The 23,312-nt window shown below is 59.8% G+C and carries 15 protein-coding genes; 13 read left to right on the top strand and 2 right to left on the bottom strand.

What is annotated here, in order from left to right:
- Positions 1-1,591: 1,591 nt before the first annotated feature.
- Positions 1,592-3,394 (bottom strand): HrpF/NolX family T3SS translocon protein, encoded by a 1,803-nt coding sequence (locus tag MESCI2_RS0125095; RefSeq protein WP_027038910.1) that lies wholly within the window; start codon positions 3,392-3,394, stop codon positions 1,592-1,594.
- A gap of 257 nt (positions 3,395-3,651) precedes the next feature.
- Positions 3,652-4,356, bottom strand: coding sequence for a secretin N-terminal domain-containing protein (locus MESCI2_RS0125090; protein ID WP_027038909.1), 705 nt, complete (start codon positions 4,354-4,356; stop codon positions 3,652-3,654).
- 181 nt (positions 4,357-4,537) lie between these two features.
- On the opposite strand from MESCI2_RS0125090, the gene MESCI2_RS0125085 reads away from it, so the two are divergent.
- From MESCI2_RS0125085 to MESCI2_RS01000000135535, 13 genes are all read left to right on the top strand, one after another.
- The gene (locus MESCI2_RS0125085; protein WP_027038908.1) at positions 4,538-5,032 is read left to right on the top strand and encodes a nodulation protein NolB; all 495 of its coding nucleotides are present in this window, start codon (positions 4,538-4,540) and stop codon (positions 5,030-5,032) included.
- A gap of 9 nt (positions 5,033-5,041) precedes the next feature.
- Positions 5,042-5,902 (top strand): type III secretion system inner membrane ring lipoprotein SctJ, encoded by an 861-nt coding sequence (sctJ, locus tag MESCI2_RS0125080; RefSeq protein WP_032901345.1) that lies wholly within the window; start codon positions 5,042-5,044, stop codon positions 5,900-5,902.
- A 12-nt stretch (positions 5,903-5,914) separates the two neighbouring features.
- A complete protein-coding gene (locus MESCI2_RS1000000137455; RefSeq protein ID WP_081738898.1) occupies positions 5,915-6,544 on the top strand; it encodes a nodulation protein NolU in 630 nt (209 codons plus the stop codon).
- Positions 6,541-7,164, top strand: coding sequence for a type III secretion system stator protein SctL (gene sctL / locus MESCI2_RS0125070; RefSeq protein ID WP_027038906.1), 624 nt, complete (start codon positions 6,541-6,543; stop codon positions 7,162-7,164). The genes MESCI2_RS1000000137455 and sctL overlap by 4 nt, the downstream gene beginning before the upstream one ends.
- Positions 7,161-8,519, top strand: a complete 1,359-nt coding sequence (gene sctN, locus MESCI2_RS0125065; protein WP_027038905.1) for a type III secretion system ATPase SctN — start codon at positions 7,161-7,163, stop codon at positions 8,517-8,519. The genes sctL and sctN overlap by 4 nt, the downstream gene beginning before the upstream one ends.
- Positions 8,495-9,040, top strand: coding sequence for a hypothetical protein (locus MESCI2_RS0125060; protein WP_027038904.1), 546 nt, complete (start codon positions 8,495-8,497; stop codon positions 9,038-9,040). Before sctN ends, MESCI2_RS0125060 begins: the two co-directional genes overlap by 25 nt.
- Positions 9,041-9,288: 248 nt before the next feature.
- Positions 9,289-10,131, top strand: coding sequence for a type III secretion system cytoplasmic ring protein SctQ (gene sctQ, locus MESCI2_RS0125055; protein ID WP_245270469.1), 843 nt, complete (start codon positions 9,289-9,291; stop codon positions 10,129-10,131).
- Positions 10,124-10,789 carry a type III secretion system export apparatus subunit SctR gene (gene sctR / locus MESCI2_RS0125050; protein ID WP_027038902.1) on the top strand — a complete coding sequence of 222 codons (666 nt, stop codon included), beginning with the start codon at positions 10,124-10,126 and terminating at the stop codon, positions 10,787-10,789. Before sctQ ends, sctR begins: the two co-directional genes overlap by 8 nt.
- 29 nt (positions 10,790-10,818) lie before the next feature.
- Positions 10,819-11,079: an EscS/YscS/HrcS family type III secretion system export apparatus protein gene (locus tag MESCI2_RS0125045; protein ID WP_081738897.1), complete on the top strand. Its 261-nt coding sequence runs from the start codon at positions 10,819-10,821 to the stop codon at positions 11,077-11,079.
- Positions 11,076-11,894 (top strand): type III secretion system export apparatus subunit SctT, encoded by an 819-nt coding sequence (gene sctT, locus MESCI2_RS0125040; protein ID WP_027038900.1) that lies wholly within the window; start codon positions 11,076-11,078, stop codon positions 11,892-11,894. Before MESCI2_RS0125045 ends, sctT begins: the two co-directional genes overlap by 4 nt.
- Positions 11,891-12,928, top strand: coding sequence for an EscU/YscU/HrcU family type III secretion system export apparatus switch protein (locus tag MESCI2_RS0125035; protein WP_027038899.1), 1,038 nt, complete (start codon positions 11,891-11,893; stop codon positions 12,926-12,928). Before sctT ends, MESCI2_RS0125035 begins: the two co-directional genes overlap by 4 nt.
- A 419-nt stretch (positions 12,929-13,347) precedes the next feature.
- Entirely contained in the window at positions 13,348-13,914 is a 567-nt protein-coding gene (locus tag MESCI2_RS0125030) for an effector protein NopP (protein WP_276325628.1), read from the top strand.
- Positions 13,915-14,868: 954 nt separating this feature from the next.
- Positions 14,869-23,312 (top strand): shikimate kinase (locus tag MESCI2_RS01000000135535; protein WP_245270468.1); only part of this gene is annotated, 8,444 nt, incomplete at its 3' end.

Below are 23,312 nucleotides of genomic sequence, written 5' to 3'. Positions count from 1 at the left end.
CCGGCACCCATTGGTCGCTGCTGTTCGTCGATGGCCGCAACCCGCAAGGCCGGGTCGCCTATCACTACGACTCGCTCCAGCAAGCAGGATACAACGANGAGCCTGCACAGCAGCTGGCAGAAGGGCTGACCGCCACCCTGGCGCCGGCCCGCATGCCGCGACAGTCGAACGANCATGATTGCGGTGTGTTTGTGGTCGACGGCACCTGGGCGCTGGTTCAACGACTGCTCAACGGGGAGCGGCCAGACCACGAGCCGCTGCACCTCGACAACCTCGTGGCCGATCGCCAGGCGCTGCAAAACCGGCTGACGAGGCGCCTACCGCACGAGGAGCAACCCCGGCAGACGTCGGATGATGAGGCCGCCTCCTTCGAGCCAGGGGAGCTCACGCTACTGTTGGATGATGAGCCTGCCTCCCCAGCAATGATGGCATTCGAGCCAGGGGAACTCCGGCTTCTGTTGGATGATGAGCCTGCCTCCTCTTCGCCAGGAAGTAATTCGACCCCACATGCGCAAACCGACGCTGTTCACCAGTCAAGCCGGGCGCCGTGGCTCCCCGAACGCAAAACATAACTTTGCGGCGCTCACGGAATTATCGGTGCCGCTGGGCCTGACTAATCGGCTCGCAATCGCGGCGCGTTTCGATCACCTTGAAGCGGCGTCGGATCTCCTCCGGGCTCTCCTGATGTTCCTCGGGCCAGGTTCGACAAACGCCAGAGCCGCCGCGGGCCGGCGGCCCATTCGATGACAATATATTTGAGCTCGATTTCTTCTGCCACGGCTTGCGGGACCGGCCGCTTGCGGGTGAAGGTGCGAACCGACAGGGCGTTTTCCGCCGCAGCCTCGGCCGCCAGTTCATTCTCAGCGGCAGGCTTGCTGAAACGCCTGGCAGAGATTGAACCGATGCGCTCGGGTGCATCCGACTCGTGGAGACACAGCGCATGGATATTGGTTAGGACAAGAGCTAGCCATGTTACCTGCCGCGGCGGGAGATGACATGGCCTCTTGGACGGCCATCCAACTGGACGACAGGATGAGGAGCTGCTCGACCAGCAAGGAAAGGGCGCCCTAGCAGCACCCTCACTTGCGCTTAGTGCGATCATGCCGATGAGGTGCCATGCCTTGAGAGGGCCTCAGTGGCCATTGGCACGTACCTGCGCAATACCCGCCGGGCGGCGCTCGCCACGTAGCGGCGCTACCTTGGTCGACGTCGCAGGCCAAGATCGGGGCCGCCGCCCCCTTGAACAGTGGCTGACCGAGCAGCAGCGGCGTACCGCCTGACCGTCCGATCTCCAGCCCGCAGAACTATCTGGTGCTGGTTCTCCCGTTGCCGGCATGCAAGACAGCCAGTGGCCACGCTGCGATGGAGCTGGCGGCGCGACGCTCAGCTTCTGCCGCGCTCGCCTTCCCAAAACACACATCGCAGGGCGCTGATGGTTCGCTCTGCTTTTGGCCCGCAGAATTCGTCTGCAGGCTTCTTTGCCGAGCTGCACCACCTTCTCCACGGGGCAAAATGAAAGTAGTTCAAACCCGCCGGATACCAGCTGGCACAAGACAAGGTATTGTACCGACCTGGCTCGTGCCCTGCAGGCTCAAGCCGCAAGGCGTGCTTGCAGATTGTTCAGATAGCCTTCTGCATAGTCTTGCGCCATGGAGATCGGCAGATTGATCCCGGCCGTGGCGGCCTCTTCCAGCGCTTGCTTCACGAGCCCATTGCGAATTGCCAGCTTGACTTCGGGGCCAGCGATAAAGCTGAGCGCCTGCCCTCCGATATTGATGCCTGCTTCTAGCAACGCCTGCTTCATATTGCCTCCGGTGATGGCCGTACGGAGAAGATTCGCCGCCTGCGCCTCGCAGGAAAGCGCCATCGACACGGCATCGGCCATTTGCCCAAGAGCCGGAACGAAGCTCAATAGACTCACCGCCGTTGCAGCCCAATCGAGCACTGGCGAGACCACCTTGAGCACGTCGCCGATTGCGTGCATGAATGCCCCGCCATTCTTCTTGGGTGACTTGGTATCAGGCTGATCCGTCCGACCCATCATCATGTCCGAGACCGCGTCCTGGTCCCCGGCGATTTTGGGCGCATGGGTCTTCGATTGCTGAACGGTGCGGTTCGCCGACGACATACTGTCGGAGAAATGCGCAAAGTCATTTTTGCTGATGTTGCCGGAATCGACCGTGTGTCCTCCGCCGAAATCGAAGAACTTATGGTGGGTTTTGTAGCCCGTAATCGAATTGTTGAGCTGACTGAATAGCAAAGGATCTGAGAGTAGATGAGAGGCGGCTTGCTGTAACTTTAGATCGAGGCTCTTGTCCTCCGCCATACTCGCGAGCTTTTCACGAGTCAGGTCACCGCTTCCAAAGAAGGCGTCCTGATTGTTCTTGATCGTCTCTATTGTGTCCAGCTCGGTGCGCGTCAGGCTCATCGCCGATGACGCGACTTGAAGAAAGTCCTCTTTGTGGACCTTGTCGATGGAACCACCATACAATTGCTTCCATTCATTCGGGTGGCTGACGAAGTACTGAGCCGCCGCAATAACCTGAGGCGGACATTTGCCGGTTTTCGCGTCGCCGTCGACGATCTGCTTGAAGTCAGCCACACTCAGGTTCTTGGGCAGGTTTTCGGAGTACCTGTAGAGCTCGCGTAATGCATCGTTGCGGGTCATGACCGACGGCTGCGGATCTCCGGTGCTGTCGGATGGAATGTAATTCTGCCCGTAGCTTTGCGCCTGCTTTTCCTGAAATTCGGCAACTTGTGAGTGATGGCCGGAGAATCCGGATAAATCCTTCGCCGTGATCTTGCCGCCGCAGCGGCCATCGCCCTGCGAGCCGATCGCATAAAAAAGCTCTGGATCCTGCTGCAACCCCTGGATCGCCGCTTTCAGATCCGATGGCGTAGAGGGATCATTGGCTTTATCCGACAATGATTCCCAACTGAGCGGGCATAGGTCCTTGTGACGGTTCAGCACCGCTACGATCTGCAACTCGGCAGAGGTGAGCGAGCCCCCGTTCCACGTGATTCTCTCGCTTTTTATGGGCGCCGGTGCAATCGGCGGGGGCTCGATTTCAGAAGACTGCGGCTCCTGATCCATCGCTTCGATTGATGCCCTCATAGCTGGCGGCAGTAGGTCCATTGGGTGGAGACGCAATTCCTCCAACGACGCCTCGGCATCTGACAAAGGCGACTGCGAGGGCTCCTGGACCACTGCTTTCAGCGATGAGAGATTCCGCGGCAACGGGTCCCGGAGCGCGAACTGACCGGCCCTGTCATAATTGGCCACGATCGTGTCAAAGGACGATCCGTTTTGCAGAGTCTGGGCCAACGCGAATATTTGATTTGAGCAATCCTGGACGGACTGCGAGAAAGTGTTGCTGCTATTATTGATTGGCATTGTGGCTCCTCAGTCGTGAAAATAGCAATCCTCCCCTTAGGGGCGACGCCAAAGGTGTTCACGGACATTGACGATTATGAGCATTAGCCGGGTGACCATTCCGCCTCCCATTTGCCATGCTTTAATTGCTCCGCTCCTGTTGGCTCCCAGGTTCAATTCCAGCCCACAATGGCTGGCGATTGCTGGATCCTGAGTCTCCTCATGGCCGGTTCAGCTTTCGAGAATCTGACGAACTCACAACAATCGTTCAGGAGATGTCATTTCTGAGTCGGCTCAGGCTTGCCGCCAACCTCATCCTGTTGCGGCACGTCAGAAGAATAAGAGGCTTCCGGTCTCCCATCGCGCACGACCATGGTGGAGGAGCCCCTGAATAAGATCAGCACCGATTCCTTTGGAGGCGCCGCCGCCGCGCGCGGAAGCGCCTGCGCCTCGGCCACCAGGCCGTTGAATGTCTGCTCCACGAGCGCAACGAAGCGAGGGGGACCGGAAACCATGACCAGGCCATTTCCCGGCGCGGGTCTCACGACGTAGCGGTCATCGGAGATGTCGAGCTGATCGAGAGCCGCTTTGAAGGTGTCGAAGCGAAGCGGGGTCAACACAAGCATCCGAGTTTGCGCTTCCTTCGCAGCTGATACGTAGAGGACAAGCCCATCATAGTACCATTGGAGGTCGTACAGCTCGGCCAGGCGGTCGAGGAACTCGCGCGCGGGCAAATCAGGCATACGCCCGCGAATCCGGCCCCTCACCTCGGCGCTGATGTTGACGCTGATATTCAGGTTGTTCCCGAATTCCTGCAACGCGGCAGAGAGATCCTGATCCAGAACCGTATATCTATAGGGCGCCGCGGGAAGCGACAGCGGGACGCCCAGAGTTGTATGGATTCCGGTGAAGAGAAAAAATCCGACACAAAGAAGTCTCTTCAAGTTGTGCAGGATGATGGATAGGTTCAGCGTGCCGTGCATTTGGTCCTGATAAACCAAAGGCCGAAACTCTCACAAGCACTAAAGCGCCACCCGTAACTTTTTAAATGAAGGACGCACTCTCGTCAGCTTGCCGTCAGGTCGCCTCGCTAGGCAGTGACCCGAAAGCGGGTGAAAACCGGCTGAATTCATCCCGCGCGAAAGAGAGCAATCGAGTCCTTGCATGATGATGCCTGTCACGTCGATCTCTGCCAGCCTTACCGATATTCTTCCCAAGGTCGCTTCACCGTCGTTGGGCGAGCAGGCCCAGTTTGAGCGCGCACTGGCGCAGGCCGCTGCCTCTACGAAAAACGATACCGCGCCGGGTCCAGCTGGGGTGACGGCAGTTTCTCCGCATTTGGACGTTGAACGCGCGACTGCGCAGACAACCCTGCGGGGCGACCGCCTGCTCCAGACGGTTTCTTCCCTTTACCGGAACAATGCAGTTACCCCCGCCGGACTTGACCATCAGGTCGGCCTTGAGAAAAACCCTCCACCCGGGCGGGCGCAAAACGTCCCTGGCGTGGGTGAGACAGCAGGAACGCCGGCAGCACATGATTTCGGCTCGATGGTCGCTGATCTACGGGATCTCTATAATGGCGTCACCCAACTTTCCCTGGTTTCCAAAGGTGTCAGCGGCCTGACTTCCTCTGTGAACACGCTGATCAAGCAAGGATAAAGAGCGCGCATGATTGGCTTATCCCATAGCGGAATCATGCATAGCCCGTTCGGTCGGCGATCGCTTCATTTTTTTGTGCTGCCACTTCTGTTTGCTCTGAGTGGCTGCAAGGCCGATCTGTATACGCAATTGCAGGAGCGCGAGGCGAATGAGATGCTCGCAATTCTGATGGACAACGGGGTCGATGCCGTAAGAGTTGCCGCTAAGGATGGGACCAGCACGCTTCAGGTCGACGAAAAGCTGCTTGCATTGTCAATCAACCTCCTGAATGCCAAGGGGCTGCCGCGCCAGTCCTTCAAGAACCTCGGAGATGTCTTCAGTGGATCAGGCCTGATTGCCTCACCGACCGAGGAGCGGGCTCGTTACGTCTATGCCATGAGTGAAGAGTTATCGCGCACCATCAACGATATCGATGGCGTCTTCTCAGTACGTGTTCATGTCGTTCTGCCAAATAACGACCTGTTACGATCGGGTGGTACGCCATCCTCAGCCGCTGTTTTTATCCGGCACGACGCCAAAGTAAATCTCTCACTACTGCTGCCGAAGATTAAGATGCTCGTCGCCGACAGCATCGAAGGCCTGACCTACGAAAAAGTCGAAGTGGTTTTGGTTCCTGTGGAAGCGCCCGAACACGAGCTACGGACTGTTCCGGCGACTGTCTCGGCCGAAGCATCCAGGTCCCTTGCAGCGCCCCTTCTGGCCATCGTGATCGGTGTTGCCGCCGCAATATGCGCAGTGACGTGTCATTTCCTGGCCAGTGTCCTAAGGCATCGGCGCCGGGGATCATCAGGCGCATTGCCCAAGGTCGCTGGCCGTTCGGTGTTTTCGCTGCCAAGGCCATTCGCAAGAAAAATCGGCGATGGTGCGTAGGTAATATTCCCAATGCCGATATCGACGCAGACTTCCGGACGCGATCAGTCGCAATTCCATCCCGTGTGCCTGAGCGATCTTGCTGCTTTAGCGCATCCGACTCGTCTTGCGGCACGTCTTGATCCGGCGTTGTCCGCTGCGACATTGGTGCAGTTGCAGAAGCGCCCCAGGCTGCAGCTAAGACTGGCACAATTGCTGCTTGACGATAAAACGCATTCAAACGGAAGCGGCTTGGAGCCGGATCTTCTGGGCGGACATGATCCGCGTCGGGCTGCTCTCCTGGCCGGCAGTATCTGGCATGCCCGATCGCTGCTGAAACTTGTTTCAAAGCATGACCTGACCGCGCTTATTGAGCATATCGGTGCAGATGTACACGCGTTCGGCGTTCGACATCTGGCGCATGCGATCGCAAGCAGCTTGATCGCCGATCCGGAAGCGCTCGCGCGACACATCGAACACGATGGGCATGCCTGCCTTGGAGCTTGGCTTAATAGCAGTCCGGCGCTTCAGCGTAGCCGCGTGCTTCTGCGATTGCCCGTCGGGACCGCCGCCGAGAACCCCGCGCCCGAACACAGTAAGGCCTCGGGTCAGTTGCTTTCGCTTGTGGTGGCACATTTTGAGACGGAGAACCCGGCGATATGACAGTCGATTTTTTCGCAGAGCCCGTTGCGCCGCAGTTGCGCCCGGTCGGGCCGCTAATATCGGCGAGCGAGCTCGAGATCTGGCATGGCGCCGCAGAAGCGCGTGAGGCGGCAGAACGGCATCTGAAGCGGGTTCGCAGCTGGGCACGCGCCGCTTATCAGCGAGAGCGGGAGCGCGGCCGTACCGAAGGCTTGAATGCAGGCAACGAGGAGATGGCCCGGCTGATTGCGCAGGCAGTCTCCGAAGTGGCGCGGCGAAGGGCGGTTCTGGAGCAGGAATTGCCAGAGCTGGTCATGGAGATACTAACCGATCTCGTGGGAGTTTTCGATCCGGGCGAGCTTTTGGTCAGGGCCGTTCGTCACGCGATTGAGCGCAAATATAAGGGCGCGGAAGTTTGCCTTCATGTATGTCCCGCGCAAGTGGACATGCTCGCGCGCGAGTTTGCTGGATGCGACGGATGGGAGGGTCGGCCGAGGGTTCGGATCGATCCGGATCCGACCTTGTTGCCGCAACAGTGCGTGCTGTGGAGCGAGTATGGCAATGTCGATCTTGGACTTGATGCACAGATGCGCGCCCTGCGCCTCGGCTTTAGGTCGTATTCTGAGGACGGCGAAGGGTGATCAGGCCGGTATCTCAGCATAGTAAGCTCGCTGGTGGCCGGGCGCCCGATCCGGCGATCTCGTCCTTGAGGTCTACAGCAAAGGAAATCGACACCCGTGTCGTGCACGGCCGGATCACGCGGGCTGTCGGTACGCTGGTCCATGCCGTTTTGCCAGATACTCGGATTGGAGAACTTTGTCTGCTGCAGGACACCCGAACCGGCCTTTCGCTCGAAGCCGAGGTGATCGGTTTGTTGGACAATGGGGTGTTGCTCACACCGATCGGTGACTTGGTGGGTCTGTCCAGCCGCGCAGAGGTCGTGTCCACCGGACGAATGCGTGAAGTGCCAGTCGGCCCCGAATTGCTTGGCCGTGTGATAGACAGCCGTTGCCGCCCACTCGACGGCAAAGGCGAAGTCAAAACCGCCGAAACTCGTCCGCTGCACGGCAGTGCGCCCAACCCAATGAAAAGGCGGATGGTTGAGCTGCCGTTCCCGCTCGGGGTCCGTGCCCTAGATGGTCTTCTCACATGCGGCGAAGGTCAGCGGATCGGAATTTACGGCGAGCCTGGTTGTGGCAAGTCGACATTATTGTCGCAGATCGTAAAAGGTGCCGCCGCCGACATTGTCATAGTCGCGCTCATAGGCGAGCGCGGACGCGAAGTTCGTGAATTCATCGAGCGGCATCTTGGGCAGGAGGGCCTGCGCCGTACGGTCGTTGTCGTTGAAACCTCCGACCGCTCGGCAGTGGAGCGGGCGCAATGTGCTCCTATGGCGACCGCGCTCGCGGAATACTTTCGCGAGCAAGGGCTACGCGTCGCGCTCATGTTGGACTCGCTAACGCGTTTCTGCCGCGCCATGCGCGAAATAGGCCTTGCTGCGGGCGAGCCGCCGACCCGGCGGGGCTTTCCTCCCTCCGTTTTTGCCATGCTGCCAGGCCTGCTGGAACGTGCTGGCATGGGCGAGCGCGGCTCCATCACGGCGTTCTACACGGTACTTGTCGAAGGTGATGGCACAGGCGATCCAATCGCCGAGGAATCGCGCGGCATCCTCGACGGTCATGTCGTCCTCTCGCGTGCTATCGCGGCGCGATCGCATTTCCCCGCCATCGATGTACTGCAGAGTCGCAGTCGCGTAATGGATGCGGTCGTTTCTGGGACACATCGCAAGGCAGCATCGTTCTTCCGTGACCTCCTCTCTCGGTACGCCGAATCCGAGTTTTTGATCAATGTCGGCGAATACAAGCAAGGCGGCGACCCGCTGACTGACCGGGCAGTCGCCACGATTGGCGACTTGCGGGAATTTCTCCGTCAGAGCGAAGACGAGCCGTCGGATTTTGAGGAAACGATCGCATGGATGTCGCGTCTGACCGCGTGAATCGCGTTCACGTTTCGAGGTTACGGCTTCTGAAGGATATGCAAGAGCGTAGTGCCCTTAGGGAACTTTCCATGAAGGAAGCCCAGCGCCATATGGCCACCTTAGCCGTAGAGAATGCCTCCCAAGAGCTTGCAATAGTACAGCATCATTGCGCACGGACCCAAGCGGCACTCTACCAGGAACTGATGTCGCTCGACACGTTGACCAGCGCAGCACTCGACCGTCATCACCTTCAAATTGAGCGGCTTGCGGCCAAGCTAACGTCCAGCCACCAGGTGGTCGATGATGCGCGCATCGCTGAAGAAAAAGCCGAGGCAGCGGCGTCTGAGAAGAGGGCTGTGTGGGTCAAACGTTCGACCGCAAAGCACAAATGGCAACAAATCGAGGACGACGTTCGACGCGCCTTCGATACTCATTCGGAGGCCGCAAGCGAGATGGAGGCCGACGATGAGGCATCGGTTCGGCATGGAAGGGTCTCGCTGGCCGAGGCACCCAGAACCGATAAACCGCGGGCTCTGTGAATGACGCTATCGTGCAGCTTAGAGCCGCTTCGGTAATCACTGTGGTCAGACCTGCTATCTTCGAACCAGGGCTAACATTGTCCCACGTGGTCGTCTCGTGGCTCAATGATATAGCGGCCTCCCGCAGGCCGTTTGAGAGCCGGATCAGCGACAAGCCGCTATCGGTGCGGATACAAGGGCTTGTTTGGCAGCAGCAAGCTTCCGCCATTCCGATGCTAGACTGCTTTTGGCGCGTGGGACCCGAAACGATGGTCTTGTCGCTGTCACGAGATCTGGTGGAGGCGCTCGTCTCGACAGTACAGAGCGGCCTTGGTTTACCTTCCGAGCCAACCGCTTCCCTGATTGTCGAACTTGCACTTGAGCCGCTTGTCGCTCGAATGGAAGAGCAGACGCAGCTCGACGTGCAGCTTCTGGGCGTGCGCGAAGCCACGACACTTGCTCCTTACCTTGAGCTTGATATCGTCTTCGGCCCAGTCAGCGGCCAGGGCCGCCTGTTCCTGTTCTCTCCTCTTGATGGCTTGGTGCCGTCTGCCTTCCGCGCCTTGGGCGAACTGGTTGGCCAATTGCCGCGGCAGCCGCGCGAGGTCTCGCCGGAGTTGCCGGCCATCGTTGCAGGAGTAATCGGCACGCTCTGCGTTCCAGCAGCGGTTCTTCGCCAAGCATGTATCGGTGACGTTCTGTTGCCAGACATATCGCCGTTCGGCCGCGGCCAGATCACTCTATCCTTGGGCCAGTTATGGGCCGGGGCAGATATTGAGGGCGACGACCTAATCCTGCGGGGTCCCTTCCGCCCGCGATCGTGCCTTTTGGAGAACGTCCCTATGTCGACACAACCGCAATCGCAGCAAGAACAGTCGCAACCCGATCTCGACGACGTCGAGATCGTCCTTGTCTTTGAATGCGGCCGCTGGCCGATGCCTCTAGGCGACTTGAGGAGCGCGGGCGAAGGACACGTTTTCGAACTTGGTCGGCCAATCGATGGTCCGGTCGACATAGTCGCCAACGGCCGGCGCATAGGGCGTGGGGATATCGTGCGGGTCGGAGATGAGCTGGGCGTCAGACTCCGTGGCAGATTGGCATCCAATGACTGAGATTCAGCCCGCAATTCTGTCGCTTCTTGCGGTTACAGGCGGACTCGGCCTGCTGGTTCTAGCAGTCGTCACAACCACGGCTTTTATCAAGGTATCGGTTGTTCTGTTCCTCGTCCGCAATGCGTTGGGCACCCAGACGATACCACCCAACATAGTGCTGTACGCCGCGGCACTCATCCTCGCCGTTTTCATCAGCGCGCCTGTTATCGAACAGACCTATGATCGGATGACGGATCCGAAGCTGCGTTATCAAACGTTGGACGACTGGGTAAGCGCCGCCAAAGTGGGCCGTGAGCCCGTGCACGACTATCTGAAGAGATTCACAAATGAAGAACAGCGCGTTTTTTTCTTGTCGTCGGCGGAAAAGCTGTGGCCAGAGGAAATGCGCGCCAAAACCACACCTGATGATTTTGCGATTCTCGTGCCGTCCTTTCTAATTTCAGAACTCAAGCGCGCATTCGAAATAGGCTTCCTTCTCTATCTCCCCTTTATCGTGATCGATCTTATCGTGACGACAATTTTGATGGCGATGGGCATGTCGATGGTATCCCCGACAGTCATATCGGTGCCTTTCAAGCTCTTTTTGTTTGTCGCTATTGATGGGTGGTCGAAGCTAATGCACGGGCTGGTCTTGAGTTACGCCACACCGGGAGGTTGATTATTACTCAATCCAGCATTGTCACTCTTATGAGCCAGTCGTTGGTGGTTTTCATGATCTGGATTCTGCCGCCGCTCATTGCATCGGTGGTTGTTGGCCTGGTCATCGGGATTATCCAGGCGGCAACGCAAATCCAGGATGAGAGCTTGCCCCTCACAGTCAAGCTTCTGGTCGTTGTGGCGGTGATCGGTATGTTTGCCCCTGTGCTGAGCGCCCCGCTCCTAGGACTGGCCGACCAGGTCTTCACGGAGTTTCCCGCAATAACTCCCAGCTACCAGCCTCCACCATGAATGCGTCATCGCCCGAGATTCCAATCCTGATCCATGCGGCAATCGACCTCTTGGCTGCAGCCGCCCTTGGCGCGGCTCGGGCGATAGGCATCATGATGGTGCTTCCAGTGTTTACACGGGCTCAGCTTGGCGGGCTCATCCGCAGCAGCATGGCTGTTGCCCTCGCACTGCCATGCTTACCACTCGTCAGCGACGGCTTGCAGGCGCTGGATCCTGAAACACGTCTGATCCAGGCAACTCTGCTCGGCGTGAAGGAGATCTTTGTCGGACTGCTACTAGGCACTTTCCTCGGCATCCCGTTGTGGGGCCTTCAGGCGGCCGGCGAGTTTGTCGACAGCCAGCGCGGCATCACCAGCCCGTCTGCTTCGTCCGATCCGGCGACGAACAGTCAGGCTTCCGCTATGGCAGTTTTTCTCGGGATCACCGCAATCACAATGTTCGTGGCGTCGGGTGGCTTGGAGGCTGTGGTCAGCACCCTTTATGGCAGCTTTCAGATCTGGCCTGTGTATCGGTTCCGCCCCATACTATCGGTGCAAGGTGCAATGGAGGTGTTAAAGCTCCTCGACCGCATCATGCTCACGACGTTGTTGGTCTCCGGGCCTGTAGTGTCTTTCCTGATGCTGGTTGACATGTCGATGATGATATTGCGGCGTTTTGCGCCCCAGTTCAAGTCGAGCCAACTGTCACCGATGATCAAGAATATTGGCTTTCCGATTATCATGGTCGGCTACACTGCCTACCTCATCGAGGCAATGAGCCTGGAGATCACACAAGCGGACGGCGCGCTTGAGTGGTTTGACAAGCTTCTGAAATGAGCGACAGCAGCGAAGAGAAGACACACGCCGCCAGCGCTCACAAGCTCGACGAAGCGCGCAAAAAAGGGCAGATCGCGCACAGTTCCGATTTTGTCCGCGCGGCCGCCTCTTGCGCTGCGCTCGGCTATATTTGGCTAAGAGGGAGCGTGATCCAAGACAAGTGCCACGAAGCGTTGCTACTTGTCGATAACCTGCAGAATCTGCCCTTCCATACAGCAGTCCGGCAGGCACTCGTCCTGCTGATTGAACTCACAGTGGACACTGTTGGCCCGCTGCTTGGGACTCTCATCGCCGCGGTGGTTGTGGCCGCCATAATAGCCAATGGTGGATTTGTGTTCTCACTGGAGCCGATGAAGTTCAAGTTTGAGAAGATCGACCCCTTCCAGGGATTGAAGCGCATGGCGTCTGCGCGTTCTGCAGTGGAAGTTGGCAAGACGCTGTTCAAGGTGGCGGTCCTGAGCACAACCTTTTTCCTCTTCATTCTCGGCACGTGGAAAACGATGATCTATCTGCCGATCTGCGGCACGGGCTGTATTGGCCTCGTCTTTACGCAGGCGAAGCTGCTGAGCATGATCGGCGCCGCTGCCCTTCTGGTCGGCGGCCTGGTCGATCTGCTGGTGCAGCGTGCGTTGTTTCTGCGCGAAATGCGCATGACCATGACCGAAGTGAAACACGAGTTCAAGGACCAGGAAGGTACGCCGGAGTTGAAGCGTGAACGACGCCGCCTGCGCGAGGAGTCTGCGCACGAGCCTCCCCTGGGGGTGCACCGGGCCAATTTGGTCGTGAGAGGGAACGCCATACTCGTCGGTCTGCGTTACGTTCGCAGCGAATTCGGGGTACCGATGATGGTGTGCCGCGCCGAGGGCGAGGCTGCTTCGAGCATGTCAACCGAGGCGCGGGCGCTACGCATCCACATTGTCGATGATGATGTGCTTGCGCATCAGCTTATCAGCAAAACGAAGCTGGGCAACGCCGTTCCTGCACAATGTTTCGCGCCTGTCGCGAAGATACTTTATACCGCGGGCTTGGTATAGACGTAGCCTAAGCCTTGGCCGGCGATAGGCCGCAGTTTCAACACGAAACACTCACGTCAGCTCTTCCTTTTGCATCTACAACGGCGGCTTTGTCAGCTCCTAGTCAGCCAAGTGGTCTATCCAGGCGTGCTGCAGCAACCAGCCTGGATTCAACTAAAAATATAGGAGCAATCGTCATGTATGGTAGAACTGGTAGCTCGCCCGGTGGCCACTACAGTTACAGTGGGCGCGGGCAAACGGATGCAGGAAGCCAAGACTTCTCAGACAGACTGGCCCGAATGCATCTAGGCGGGTCGGATTCCGGCGGCTCATCCTCGGGGGGCGCGCAAGCCTATTCCCTCCAAGACCGGCCTCCGGTGGTGCAGATCGACAGGTCTACTTTCAGGAGGGAGGCAAGGCAATTTCATGGCGGTGAGATCATGCGTATCGCCGATAATCCACACGAGTATTCGGAATTCGTATCTGCACGAGCCAGACGCACTGCGGACGTTGCGAGTCAATTCGCCGTGCGTCGGGACTCGGAGCACGCGCAATATTTCAGCTATCAGTTGGGAGACAAGAGTGTCGGACTGCTGAGAACAGAAGGCGGGTTCAGCATGACTGACTTCGAATCGGAAAGCTGGAGGGAACAATTTCCTGGTCGAACCGAGGTCACTTCAATTGTGGATCTTCAGGTTGCTCATCCGCTCGTCGAGAATGCAGGCGACATTCTGCTGGAGCATCAACTTCGGATGGACGGCGAACGGCCTTTGCTGAACTGGCGTGCGGCCAACCCGGAGGCACAAGCCCGCGCAGCGGCGATGGGGTTCGTTGAAGTCGATGATGGCGACATGGTGCTTGACCCTACTCAGCATCCCGACAAGTGGACCAAGAACAGTGACGGTGAATGGCAGCGTGCAGGCAAGCCGGCGAAGTATCTCTGCAAGACTGAGGATCGCGGGAGCACTCGACCAGGTTCAGGCTCGTACGAGGATGACTTTATGTGACCGGGTGCTGGTGGAGATAATCGCGATCGCCGGCCGCTTCTGAATATGTGCGCTGTCATGGTCATGGCGGTGGGCGAAATGCTCGTCCGAAAGGGCAGCACGCATACGAGCAGCAGCACGCATGCGAGACTCAGGCGGAGCAGCTACCCGCCTGAGCAACGCAAGTACTTGGCCAGCGGTGCACCGGCGGCCCGCGGCGCAGTCGGGAACGCACCCGGGCGTCTGCCTAATCAGTCTCTGTTTGGTCAGCGTATTCGCCCGACCGTCCCAGATTCGTGGGTCGCGCTCACTTCGCTGTGCCGGGGCATGCGAGCTCGGGTCGACCATCGGTTGACGCGGCAAAAAATTCAACCCGCGCCGCCGGCAGAGCAAGTCCCAGAGGCTCGTGCGGCCTCAGGCCGTCCAGAGGTTTGTGCTGTGCCATCTGGGCGGTTGCACATACTAGCCAAAGCTTTGTCCGTTGGCTGCTGAACGAGATCACAGCCCGAGACAATTTAGCCGGCGCATTCTCGCCGATCGGAGATGAATATGACGGGAATTGGCCGAACTGGGAACTCGCGCGTTGGGAATGCGGGGGCCGACGAGAAGCCGGCACCAAGCAGTTCGCCGTCGCGAACGAGCCCTGCCCCAGCAGGCAGCCGATCCTTCGATTCAGTCCTGCAGCGGATGCACTCTGGGCCGAAAGACACAAGCGCTCCCTGCTTAGGCAATGCGACCTGTGCCGACGAAACCCTTGGCGAGAGATCGGCCGGCGCGTCCGTGGGCGCACGGCGAGTGCCGGACGCTGTCATACGAGCAGCGGCATTGACGCGAGCAGGCACTGCGCGGCGGCGGCGTCTTCCCTCAGTCCTGGATGATGAAGCCACGGCCTCAGTCGCCGACCAGCCCCTGACTTCCGGTGTGGCAGTGCCGATTTGCTTGGCAGGCGAAAAAGCCAACGCCGCAGATCAACAGATGAAAGACCTGCTCGACGCGTTTGAATCCCGCCGCGCTGAAGCGCTCCTAGTGGCCAGGCGAGCCCCTACCCTGGAGGAGAAGCAAGAGGCCCTCGATCGAATCGTCGATGCCGGCGCAACAGTTCTGGAATATCATGCGAGCCTGCCCCCTGGAGCGCGCAGCATCCTGTCCAATAATCAGGCGCGTCGAACGCGCGATCTGGCGCTTGATGCTGCATCCGAATGCATGCAACTGGGCGCGGACGGGATGCGATTGCTGGACATGCGAGGTAAGGCGCGCGGCGTGCTCGACCTGGTCCTCCGATCCAACCCTGACCCCGCCCGGCTAAGCCAAGCGGTTTCCAGTGTGGCAAAGCACTATGTGGCCTGCGTGGAGTTTTGGGAAAAGAAGACATGGCGCGAGGAACGCATCCAGCTAGCCTATGCCGTCACTGCCAACCTGCCAAATACAAAGATTGAGATCCGGCAGGCCGAAGAGGCCAATGTGCGGCTGCAGACTGGCTCGGCACTGATTTCGAAATTCATGGTCCTGCAATCGCGGATCGATCTGGCGAAGTTGATGATTGAGCCGCAGGCGAGCAGTTTCCAGGCCCCCCTGAAGGAAATGCTTTTCGGTGAGGACGGGCGGCTGCGGCTGCTGCATCCCCTCAGCGCCAAAGTTTTGCCGGCATTGCACCGGACGCGCGATGCTCTTCAGACCAAGGCAGGGCGCCCACTCGAGCCAGCGGACTGCGCCGTTTTGGAAGGGGTCAGGGAGAGGCTTTTGGAATTTTCGTCGGCGCTGCCCGACTTCCTTGCCACGCTAAGCGAGGACCGAACGGGCGCCGACCTTCCATTGGAATTGTTGGGCCACATCGCGCAAGAGGCGCGGGTCATTGCGGACGAGGTCTTGCGGCTCTTCGACCTGCAGCCGAAGGTGCCGCCCCTCAGCGATCGGCCCGCCGCTTCGATTGAGACCGGCGCTACTGGCAAGGCTGCGGCCGAAACGGCCGTGGTGGCCGAAGGCACTGCAACGCGCAGGAAATCGAAAGGCAAGCGCAAGCCGGCCGCCGGAGCCCGGAGTTCGACCGCTGGGCGGCCGGCGCCGCAGGCCGCTGTGGTCGACAGCGGCACGGTGACAGAAGCGAATGTTCTGTCCCTGGGCAACAGATCTTCGAGCCCTTCCGCTGGCCCACGTCGTATGCTGGACCCAACCACCCAAGCCGCTGCGCCAGATCCAGACATTGCGGCGCGGCGCGGTTTTCCCTCAGTGTCAGCTGGTGGAGCGCCAGCTCGAGAAGAAAGCTCCCTGAGTTCTGAACCGGGATCCCGACGCGGCGACCAGGCAGCCACCACATCGCAACCAGAGGCGCTCCCATCCGGTCCGCAAAAAACCGTGGGCAGTGGCGATGCAGGATCGAGCAGGTCTCATCCACTATCAAGTCATGCCCCTGGGCAACCCAGCCAACCGTCCGATGCCGGCGTGGAGCCGATGCATTCTGGGCCCCAAGATAGAAGAATGTCTTATGCTCGCGTTGTGCGAGGGGCCGACGAAGCCCTCGGCGACAAATCTGCCGATTCCTCGATGGGTCCCCGCGGAGCTCTTGGGGGTTCGCGAGGCGCAGCCAGTGGGCCGCGGCATGGGTCTCTCCAAGGTCGACAGGGCGAAGCGATGCCTAGGCAAGAAAGCTCTTTGCGTTTTGAGAGGTCCTGGCTCGGCGATCAAGGACCGAGTAGGTCGCAACCAGACACGCTCGCACGCCATGAGCAAAGCCAGTCCAGGCCGGTTGCAGGACCGGAACGGCGACGTTTCGACCATGTAGCCGCACAGAGCCTCAACGATGCACTCCTTAATGACGCTTTACATGACATATCATTCGCTCACGACATCACTGAATTTGCATCCGCTGTGGCGGATCACGACAAGAGGCTGGAGGGTCAGGCGCATCGGGCCACATTCCTACAAAAGGTCGCTTCCGAGTTCACCCGTCGCTTTGTTCCGGGATGGGAGCAAGATGTCCGTGCTCGCAATACATGGGGGTACGCCACTTCATGCAACGCGATGAGCCGGGAGCCTGAAGGTCAGGCAGGCATGGAAGCTTGCAGGACCATGGCAACTCAGGTTTCTAGCCTCGGCAATGCGCTGAACGATGTCGACAGCAAAACGCTTTCGCTGTTCGTACTGTCGTTCAGTCGCTACCCCCGAGTGGCGGAATGCCGCAACGCAACGATGAGAATCGCCAACCTTTTTGAGGAACAACGCGGACCGCTTTCGGAGCTCAATAGTCAAAATCTGGCCCTGCTGGCGAACGGCTTCAGCAAATGGCCTGAGGACTGCCGCGGCGCTACCATTGCGATAGCCGGTGAGGTCTGTCACCGCGCCGACCACCCCAAGGCAGGGCTTTCCGGTTTTAATCCGCAGCATCTGGCGAACCTGGTGAATGGGTTCAGCAAGTGGCCCGAGGACTGCCGCGGCGCTACCATTGCGATCGGCGGTGAGGTCTGTCGCCTTGCCGATAAAAAGGCCGGCCTGTCTGGGTTCTATCCACAGGCATTAGCGAACCTGGTGAATGGGTTCAGCAAGTGGCCTGAGGACTGCCGCGGCGCTACCATTGCGATAGCCGGTGAGGTTTGTCACCGCGCCGACCCCCCCAAGGCAGCGCTTTCCGGTTTTAATCCGCAGCATCTGGCGAACCTGGTGAATGGGTTCAGCAAGTGGCCTGAGGACTGCCGCGGCGCTACCATTGCGATCGCCGGTGAGGTCTGTCGCCTTGCCGATGAAGAGGCCGGCCTGTCTGGATTTGACCCACAGGCACTGGCGAACCTGGTGAACGGGTTCAGCAAGGCGCGGGAACTGGCGAACTCACGTCAAGCAACTGTTGTCATAGCCGATGAGGTCTGTCGCCTTGCCGATGAAAAGGCCGGCCTGTCTGGGTTCCATCCACAGGCACTGGCGAACCTGGTGAATGGGTTCAGCAAGTGGCCTGAGGACTGCCGCGGCGCTACCTTTGCGATCGCCGGTGAGGTCTGTCACCGCGCCGACCGGCCTAAGGCCGGGCTTTCTGATCTTAGTCCGCAGCATCTGGCGAACCTGGTGAACGGCTTCAGCAAATTGCGGGCGACGGAATGCTCACGCGCTACCGTTGCAATCGCCTCTGAGGTCTGCGAGCGCGCCGACCGGCTGTCGGGATTCACTGGGCAGGAGCTGGCGAACCTGGTGAACGGTTTCAGCAAGTTGCCCGAGGACTGCCGAGACGCCATCGTTGCGATCGCCCGGGCGGTGCCTCGCCGCGCCGACCTGCTGTCGGGATTCAATGGACAGGATCTGGCGAACCTGGTGAACGGTTTCAGCAAGTTGCCCGAAGACTGCCGCGACGCCACCGTTGCGATCGCCCGGGCGGTGCCTCGCCGCGCCGACCGGCTGTCGGCATTCAATGAGCAGGATCTAGGCAACCTGGTGAACGGATTCAGCAAGTATCCTGACGAGGCGGGCTGCGGCGAGGCCATCGTTGCCATCGCTGGGGAGGTGCTCGCTCGCGCCAGTCCCGGCGAGCCGCTCACTGGTTTCACTTCGCAGGGGCTGGCGAACCTGGTGAACGGGCTGAGCAAGTGGCCGCAAGAGGAGACATCACGTCAGGCCACTGCTGTAATCGCCGGTGAGGTGCTTCGCCGTGCCGAGCGACTGTCAGGGTTTGATCCGCGCGAACTAGCAAATCTCCTCAATGGGTTCGGCAAGTGGCCGGAAGAAGAGGCGTGCAGCCAGGCGGTTTTGGAGATCGCCCGCAGACTCGGCCCGACGGGTCAACCATTCCGTCATTTTACGACGCTCGCGCTCTCCAGTATCGCCCACAGTTTGGCGCGGGGGGTCATGAGGAGAGAGGACGCCGGAGAGATTGCAGAGGCCGCTCTGCTGAAAGATCGGCTACACAAACTGGCTCATCATCTTCATTATGCCAGTGATCGTCTGGAGGAGGCCGACGCGGTAGGCGTCACGAACATTTTGAGGGCGTTGGCCAAGGCCCAATTGCATGACGATCTCAGTTTGCTCGCAGCCGCTGGAATGAATCGGCTCGCGCAATTGCATCGTGCCCCTGGTTTTGCGCATGAGAGTAACCTCGAGGACATGGGCAATCTGTGCGCCGCTCTGCTGCCGCTGGCTCGCAGCTCGCGCAAGCAGCTGCTTTGGCACCGGCGGCAGGCTCTGAACTTGCTGAACGACATCCAACCGATCGTGGAGCACAAGATCGAGGCCCATCTCAAGGCAAGCGATGCCGAGCGGAGGCGTGGGCCGAGCTCGACACGCCGTCCTGCCCTGTCGATTTTTCTAGTGCTCAAGGCTCGTGCGAGCCTGGCAGGGTTGCTGCGGCGGCCGTATGTCGAGGGCAACAGCTCGGATTTGCGGGTGAGGCGGGAGGAGCTGCAGTCCAAGACCAAGGAAATCCTGGATAGCACGCGCGAGCTCATCGAAAGCGACCTTTCTAACATGAGCTGGAACCTGATCGCGCAGATCGAGGCGGAGAGTCCGATCGATGCGCTGGACACGTTCATGGCGCAGAATACCGCGACGGTCCAGGCCAAACATCCAGCGTCCGTGTTCGACCCCCATCAGGTTTTGCGAGCCATGGACCATGAGCCCAGACCGCCGCAGGGTGACGCGGGACTGATGCGCTTGCCGGTGGTCGACATGCAGGGCCGGCAATTGGCCATGGAGCCCGAGACGCGCTATTCGATCTTTCATCGCCTGACCTCGGGGACAGCGAAGATGGTCGCGGTGCAACTGCCAGGAAAGCCGGGCCCGTTTATGCTGGCGCGCACGTTGACCGTCGATGGGGTGCCATACCGCATGGATCTGTTCGGCGGAAGCAAATTAAAGCCGCCGCGAAAGACCCTTTCCCAGGTCGCCGCCCTCGTTCCGGGTCGGGGGGAGGCAGAGTCTCCCGGGGGCAAGCTGCTGGCGATTCCCTATGCGGAAACCGCACCGGGCACCGCCTTTGAAAAGCTATCGCGCGCCTGGGCACCTTTCAAAGAGGCATATTATTATACACAGCGCAGGGGTTTTGCCGCGCCGCCAGCTCTCAAGGACCTAGGTCCTCACGACTACGCACTAGAAGGCGCCTTCAAACTGTCGCTGCTGCCAGACCGCCCTGTCAGCGAGGAACATCCCTTCAAGCTGACTGGGCCGGAAGGCCCGATCGCCTTGCGACCGCATGACGGCTGCGGTTTCATCAAGGCTTCGCTGGCCAAGCGTATGATAGCTGTTCGCCGGGCCGGCGGGCAGGGTCCTGATCGGGTGGCTGCTTTTGGTGAGGGAAGGCGATCGTCCCTGCCTGCCACGGCGCTGCAACATTATCCGCGCAGCGAGCCGGTGGCCGCCGAGGTGCGAGAGAAGGCCACGGCCTGGCTCGAGACGCGAGGGGGGCAAAGGCTGACTGCCGAGGAGCTGTTTCGAACTGTAACTGGCGGACATATCGACGGTCCTGGCGCAGTCGCGGTACCGTCGGGTGATGAGTGTCTCCATGTGCCGACGCTCAAGAGCGAGACGTTGACGGGGACCAGCGGCGTGCTGATCGGTCGCTCGCCCTACGACAAGCCCAACCTGCGCCCATTGGCCGCCGAGCAAGTCAGGTCAGCCATTGGCGGGGACCCGACGGCAGCGTTCCTGGACACCTGCGTGGCCATCCAATACAGCTTTAATGTCGCCCAGAAATCGGGGGAGGAACTCGCGGCCGACGATCCGACTTTCTTTGCCAAAGGCATCCTGATCGTCGTGCCGGACGAGATGTGGCCGGCCGCCCACGCCGACCGAGGGCTGGTTTTGTCTGCCGAGGATGTCAAGTCCCATTCGCACTGGACGACAGGCAAGGACCGCGTCAAGGAGGACACGCCGCTCGACTGCCTGGGCATCCTGCAGGCCACCGAGGTGTTTGCCCCGGGCTCGCTGGTTGCCGTCCCGACCGGTGAACAGAAAAAGCTTGACGGCGACTTCGATGGCGACACCGTGACCATCATCGGCGACCGGCCGCAGCTTTATGAGCATGTGCGCGTGTTCGATGAAAAGGAGCAAGCTCTCGGACTTCCGTCGCTGAAGCCGCCAAAGTCGCATACGCCGGCGTTTGACGGCGACAAGTACCAGTTCGGTCGCGCCAGCCAGATTCTCGCCGCTACCCAGGATGTCCTGGAATCCTATAGCGGCCTGCAGCGAAACTTTCTGGCTCAATCCCATGAAGCGCGAGGCTGGTTTGCCGAGCGTGCCATCTTTGGCACCTACGAGGGCGTTCACCACGAGCTCCGGCGAGACATCGGTCAGTTGTTGGCCCGCGAAGAGGTCAGTGGTCAGGATATCGAGAACACGCTTGCGAGAGCGAGGCGCGAGATCGAGGTCGCCCGGCATCCGGTTGCTCGCGAACTGGCCGAGTTGCTCGTCGCCGAGCTTGCGGCATGGGCAGAGAAGCCTGACGTGGAAAGCCTGCCCGAGACCGCGGAAAAAGCGAACGAGGCCAAAAATAGGACGCTCAGCCCAGCAGCCTCAGAGCTCTTTCCGGATCTGGCGAATGCGTATCCGGCAACGTGTCAGTCTCGAGAGCGCATCCGGGCTTTGATCGACAACTACCCTGCACGCATCGATCCTCGTCCGGATGGTTACAATCCGGACGACCTCCTGCAAAGCACAAACAACCTCCTGAGTCTCGGTATCAAGGTCGGCACCGACGCCTACAAATCCGACACCGGCGCTCGGCTCTTTTCCAAGAAGAGCGAGGATCTTCAGCGGCTGCTGCATACGACGCCTGGGTTGCGGTCGGTGCCTTACGTCAAAGGCCTGGCCACGGCTCTCAACCACGGAAGCTTTGACGCCAACGCAGCCCTGAAGGACCTGGAGGACAACCCTACCCTGGCGGCATCGGTCATGGAAACCTCGATCCATCTCGCTGTGTTGCAGCGCATTTTGCGCGAGCCCTCGCGCTTCCCCTCCGCCGCAGCCGATTCCGGCGAGTCGATCATGCTCAGTCACGAGGAGGCCTCAGAGCGCGCCCAAATTGAAGTTGCCCGCGCTACAAAAGAAGAGGGAAAAATAACCGCAGCGGCACTAAGCGTCGCCACGAGCCTCAGGAAAATGCGCCTCCAGGTAAGAATGCCTCATCTGGACCGGCGCTTGAAATCGGAACGCTCGATAAGACAGCATCTGGTTGGCGCGAGCGTCCCATCCGCCGGCACCCCGCAGCTGGTCAGCAGCGCCGTACGTCATGTCTTCGAAATCCCTGACAAAGATTTTACACGTGCCTTCAAGGCAGCCATTCTGGCCTTCGAGGAGCAGGACTACACCGAAATCGAGGTGACCAACTGGTTCAAATTCGGGCGTCCGAGTTATCTCGGCATCCACACTGTGCTCGCCACAGCAGAAGGCTACCGTTTCCAGGTGGAATTCCATACGCCAGCCAGCTACCGCGCCAAAGTTGACAATCACGACGCCTATAAAGAGCTGCAGGAGCTGAAGCGCCAGGACGCCCGGGAGAAGATAGAGGACGTTGAGCAGAAGGTAAGAGAACGCTGCAAGGCCGTCGACAGACCCGATAGCGTGCTGAGCATAACACACTGGAGGCATGACAGGGATAGGGCCGCAGCGGCACCTGGATTGCGAGCCGTCGGATCATCAACGCAGCCGCAGGTTGCCAAGTCACCTGAGGCAAAGGAGATTGTCGCGGCCCTCGGCGGCCGCTCGATCGTGCTCGTCGGCATGCCGGGCGCTGGTAAATCCACCATTGGCCCACGTCTCGCGCGTCGGCTGGGGCTGCGTTTCATCGATACCGACAGGAAAATCGAGCAGAAGGCCGGCAAATCGATATCGCAAATATTCAAGGATGACGGCGAGGCTCACTTCAGGAGGCTGGAGGCACGTGAGATCGCTCTGTACCTCGAGGCGGGGCCCACGGTGATCGCGACCGGCGGCGGCGCGGTCGTGAACGAGCAGACTCGCCAGCGCATCGGCAACAAAGGGGTCTCGATCTGGCTTGATACGGGTATGGACGTCATCCAAACTCGAACAAGGAAAGACGCCAAACGCCCGCTGCTGCAAGGCACCGATCCGAATCTTAAACTGGCCCAGTTGATGACAGAGCGCCGGCCGCTCTACCAGCAAGCTGACGTCAGGTTTGTCCCAGCGGACAAAAACGACAAAAAGAACGCAGAGCCTTGTATGAAGGCGCTGCACGCATACTTGTGCCCCGTAGCGGCCACAGATCCCAGCCCCGCGAAGCCCCCATTGCGCGACGATATTCATTCCGTGGCGGCGTTTGCGAGCCCCTCCTCCGATGCTTGGATCGGAGGGTTGGACCGGACAGCCTCGTCCCGTGTCGCCGCGGGCTCGGTGCTCGGCGCCACCGAGTGGCTGAGCGACGCCCATATCCAGAGCGATTATGATTTCCTGGAACAGCAGTTGCAGGGGATCGATCCAGCGCTCGCCGCCCG

It is taken from the genome of Mesorhizobium ciceri WSM4083, assembly GCF_000519305.1.
GTDB classification, from domain to species: domain Bacteria; phylum Pseudomonadota; class Alphaproteobacteria; order Rhizobiales; family Rhizobiaceae; genus Mesorhizobium; species Mesorhizobium ciceri_B.
This window is presented reverse-complemented; position numbering and strand designations above follow the sequence as displayed.

Excerpts from the sequence above, each read along its gene's own strand:
- MESCI2_RS0125085 (WP_027038908.1), top strand. The coding sequence starts at position 4,538 with ATGATGATGCCTGTCACGTCGATCTCTGCCAGCCTTACCGATATTCTT.
- sctQ (WP_245270469.1), top strand. The coding sequence starts at position 9,289 with ATGGTCTTGTCGCTGTCACGAGATCTGGTGGAGGCGCTCGTCTCGACA.
- MESCI2_RS0125030 (WP_276325628.1), top strand. The coding sequence starts at position 13,348 with ATGCGTATCGCCGATAATCCACACGAGTATTCGGAATTCGTATCTGCA.
- MESCI2_RS1000000137455 (WP_081738898.1), top strand. The coding sequence starts at position 5,915 with ATGCCGATATCGACGCAGACTTCCGGACGCGATCAGTCGCAATTCCAT.
- MESCI2_RS0125035 (WP_027038899.1), top strand. The coding sequence starts at position 11,891 with ATGAGCGACAGCAGCGAAGAGAAGACACACGCCGCCAGCGCTCACAAG.
- sctL (WP_027038906.1), top strand. The coding sequence starts at position 6,541 with ATGACAGTCGATTTTTTCGCAGAGCCCGTTGCGCCGCAGTTGCGCCCG.
- MESCI2_RS0125060 (WP_027038904.1), top strand. The coding sequence starts at position 8,495 with ATGGATGTCGCGTCTGACCGCGTGAATCGCGTTCACGTTTCGAGGTTA.
- sctR (WP_027038902.1), top strand. The coding sequence starts at position 10,124 with ATGACTGAGATTCAGCCCGCAATTCTGTCGCTTCTTGCGGTTACAGGC.
- MESCI2_RS0125090 (WP_027038909.1), bottom strand. The coding sequence starts at position 4,356 with ATGCACGGCACGCTGAACCTATCCATCATCCTGCACAACTTGAAGAGA.
- MESCI2_RS0125045 (WP_081738897.1), top strand. The coding sequence starts at position 10,819 with ATGAGCCAGTCGTTGGTGGTTTTCATGATCTGGATTCTGCCGCCGCTC.
- MESCI2_RS0125095 (WP_027038910.1), bottom strand. The coding sequence starts at position 3,394 with ATGCCAATCAATAATAGCAGCAACACTTTCTCGCAGTCCGTCCAGGAT.
- sctJ (WP_032901345.1), top strand. The coding sequence starts at position 5,042 with ATGATTGGCTTATCCCATAGCGGAATCATGCATAGCCCGTTCGGTCGG.
- sctT (WP_027038900.1), top strand. The coding sequence starts at position 11,076 with ATGAATGCGTCATCGCCCGAGATTCCAATCCTGATCCATGCGGCAATC.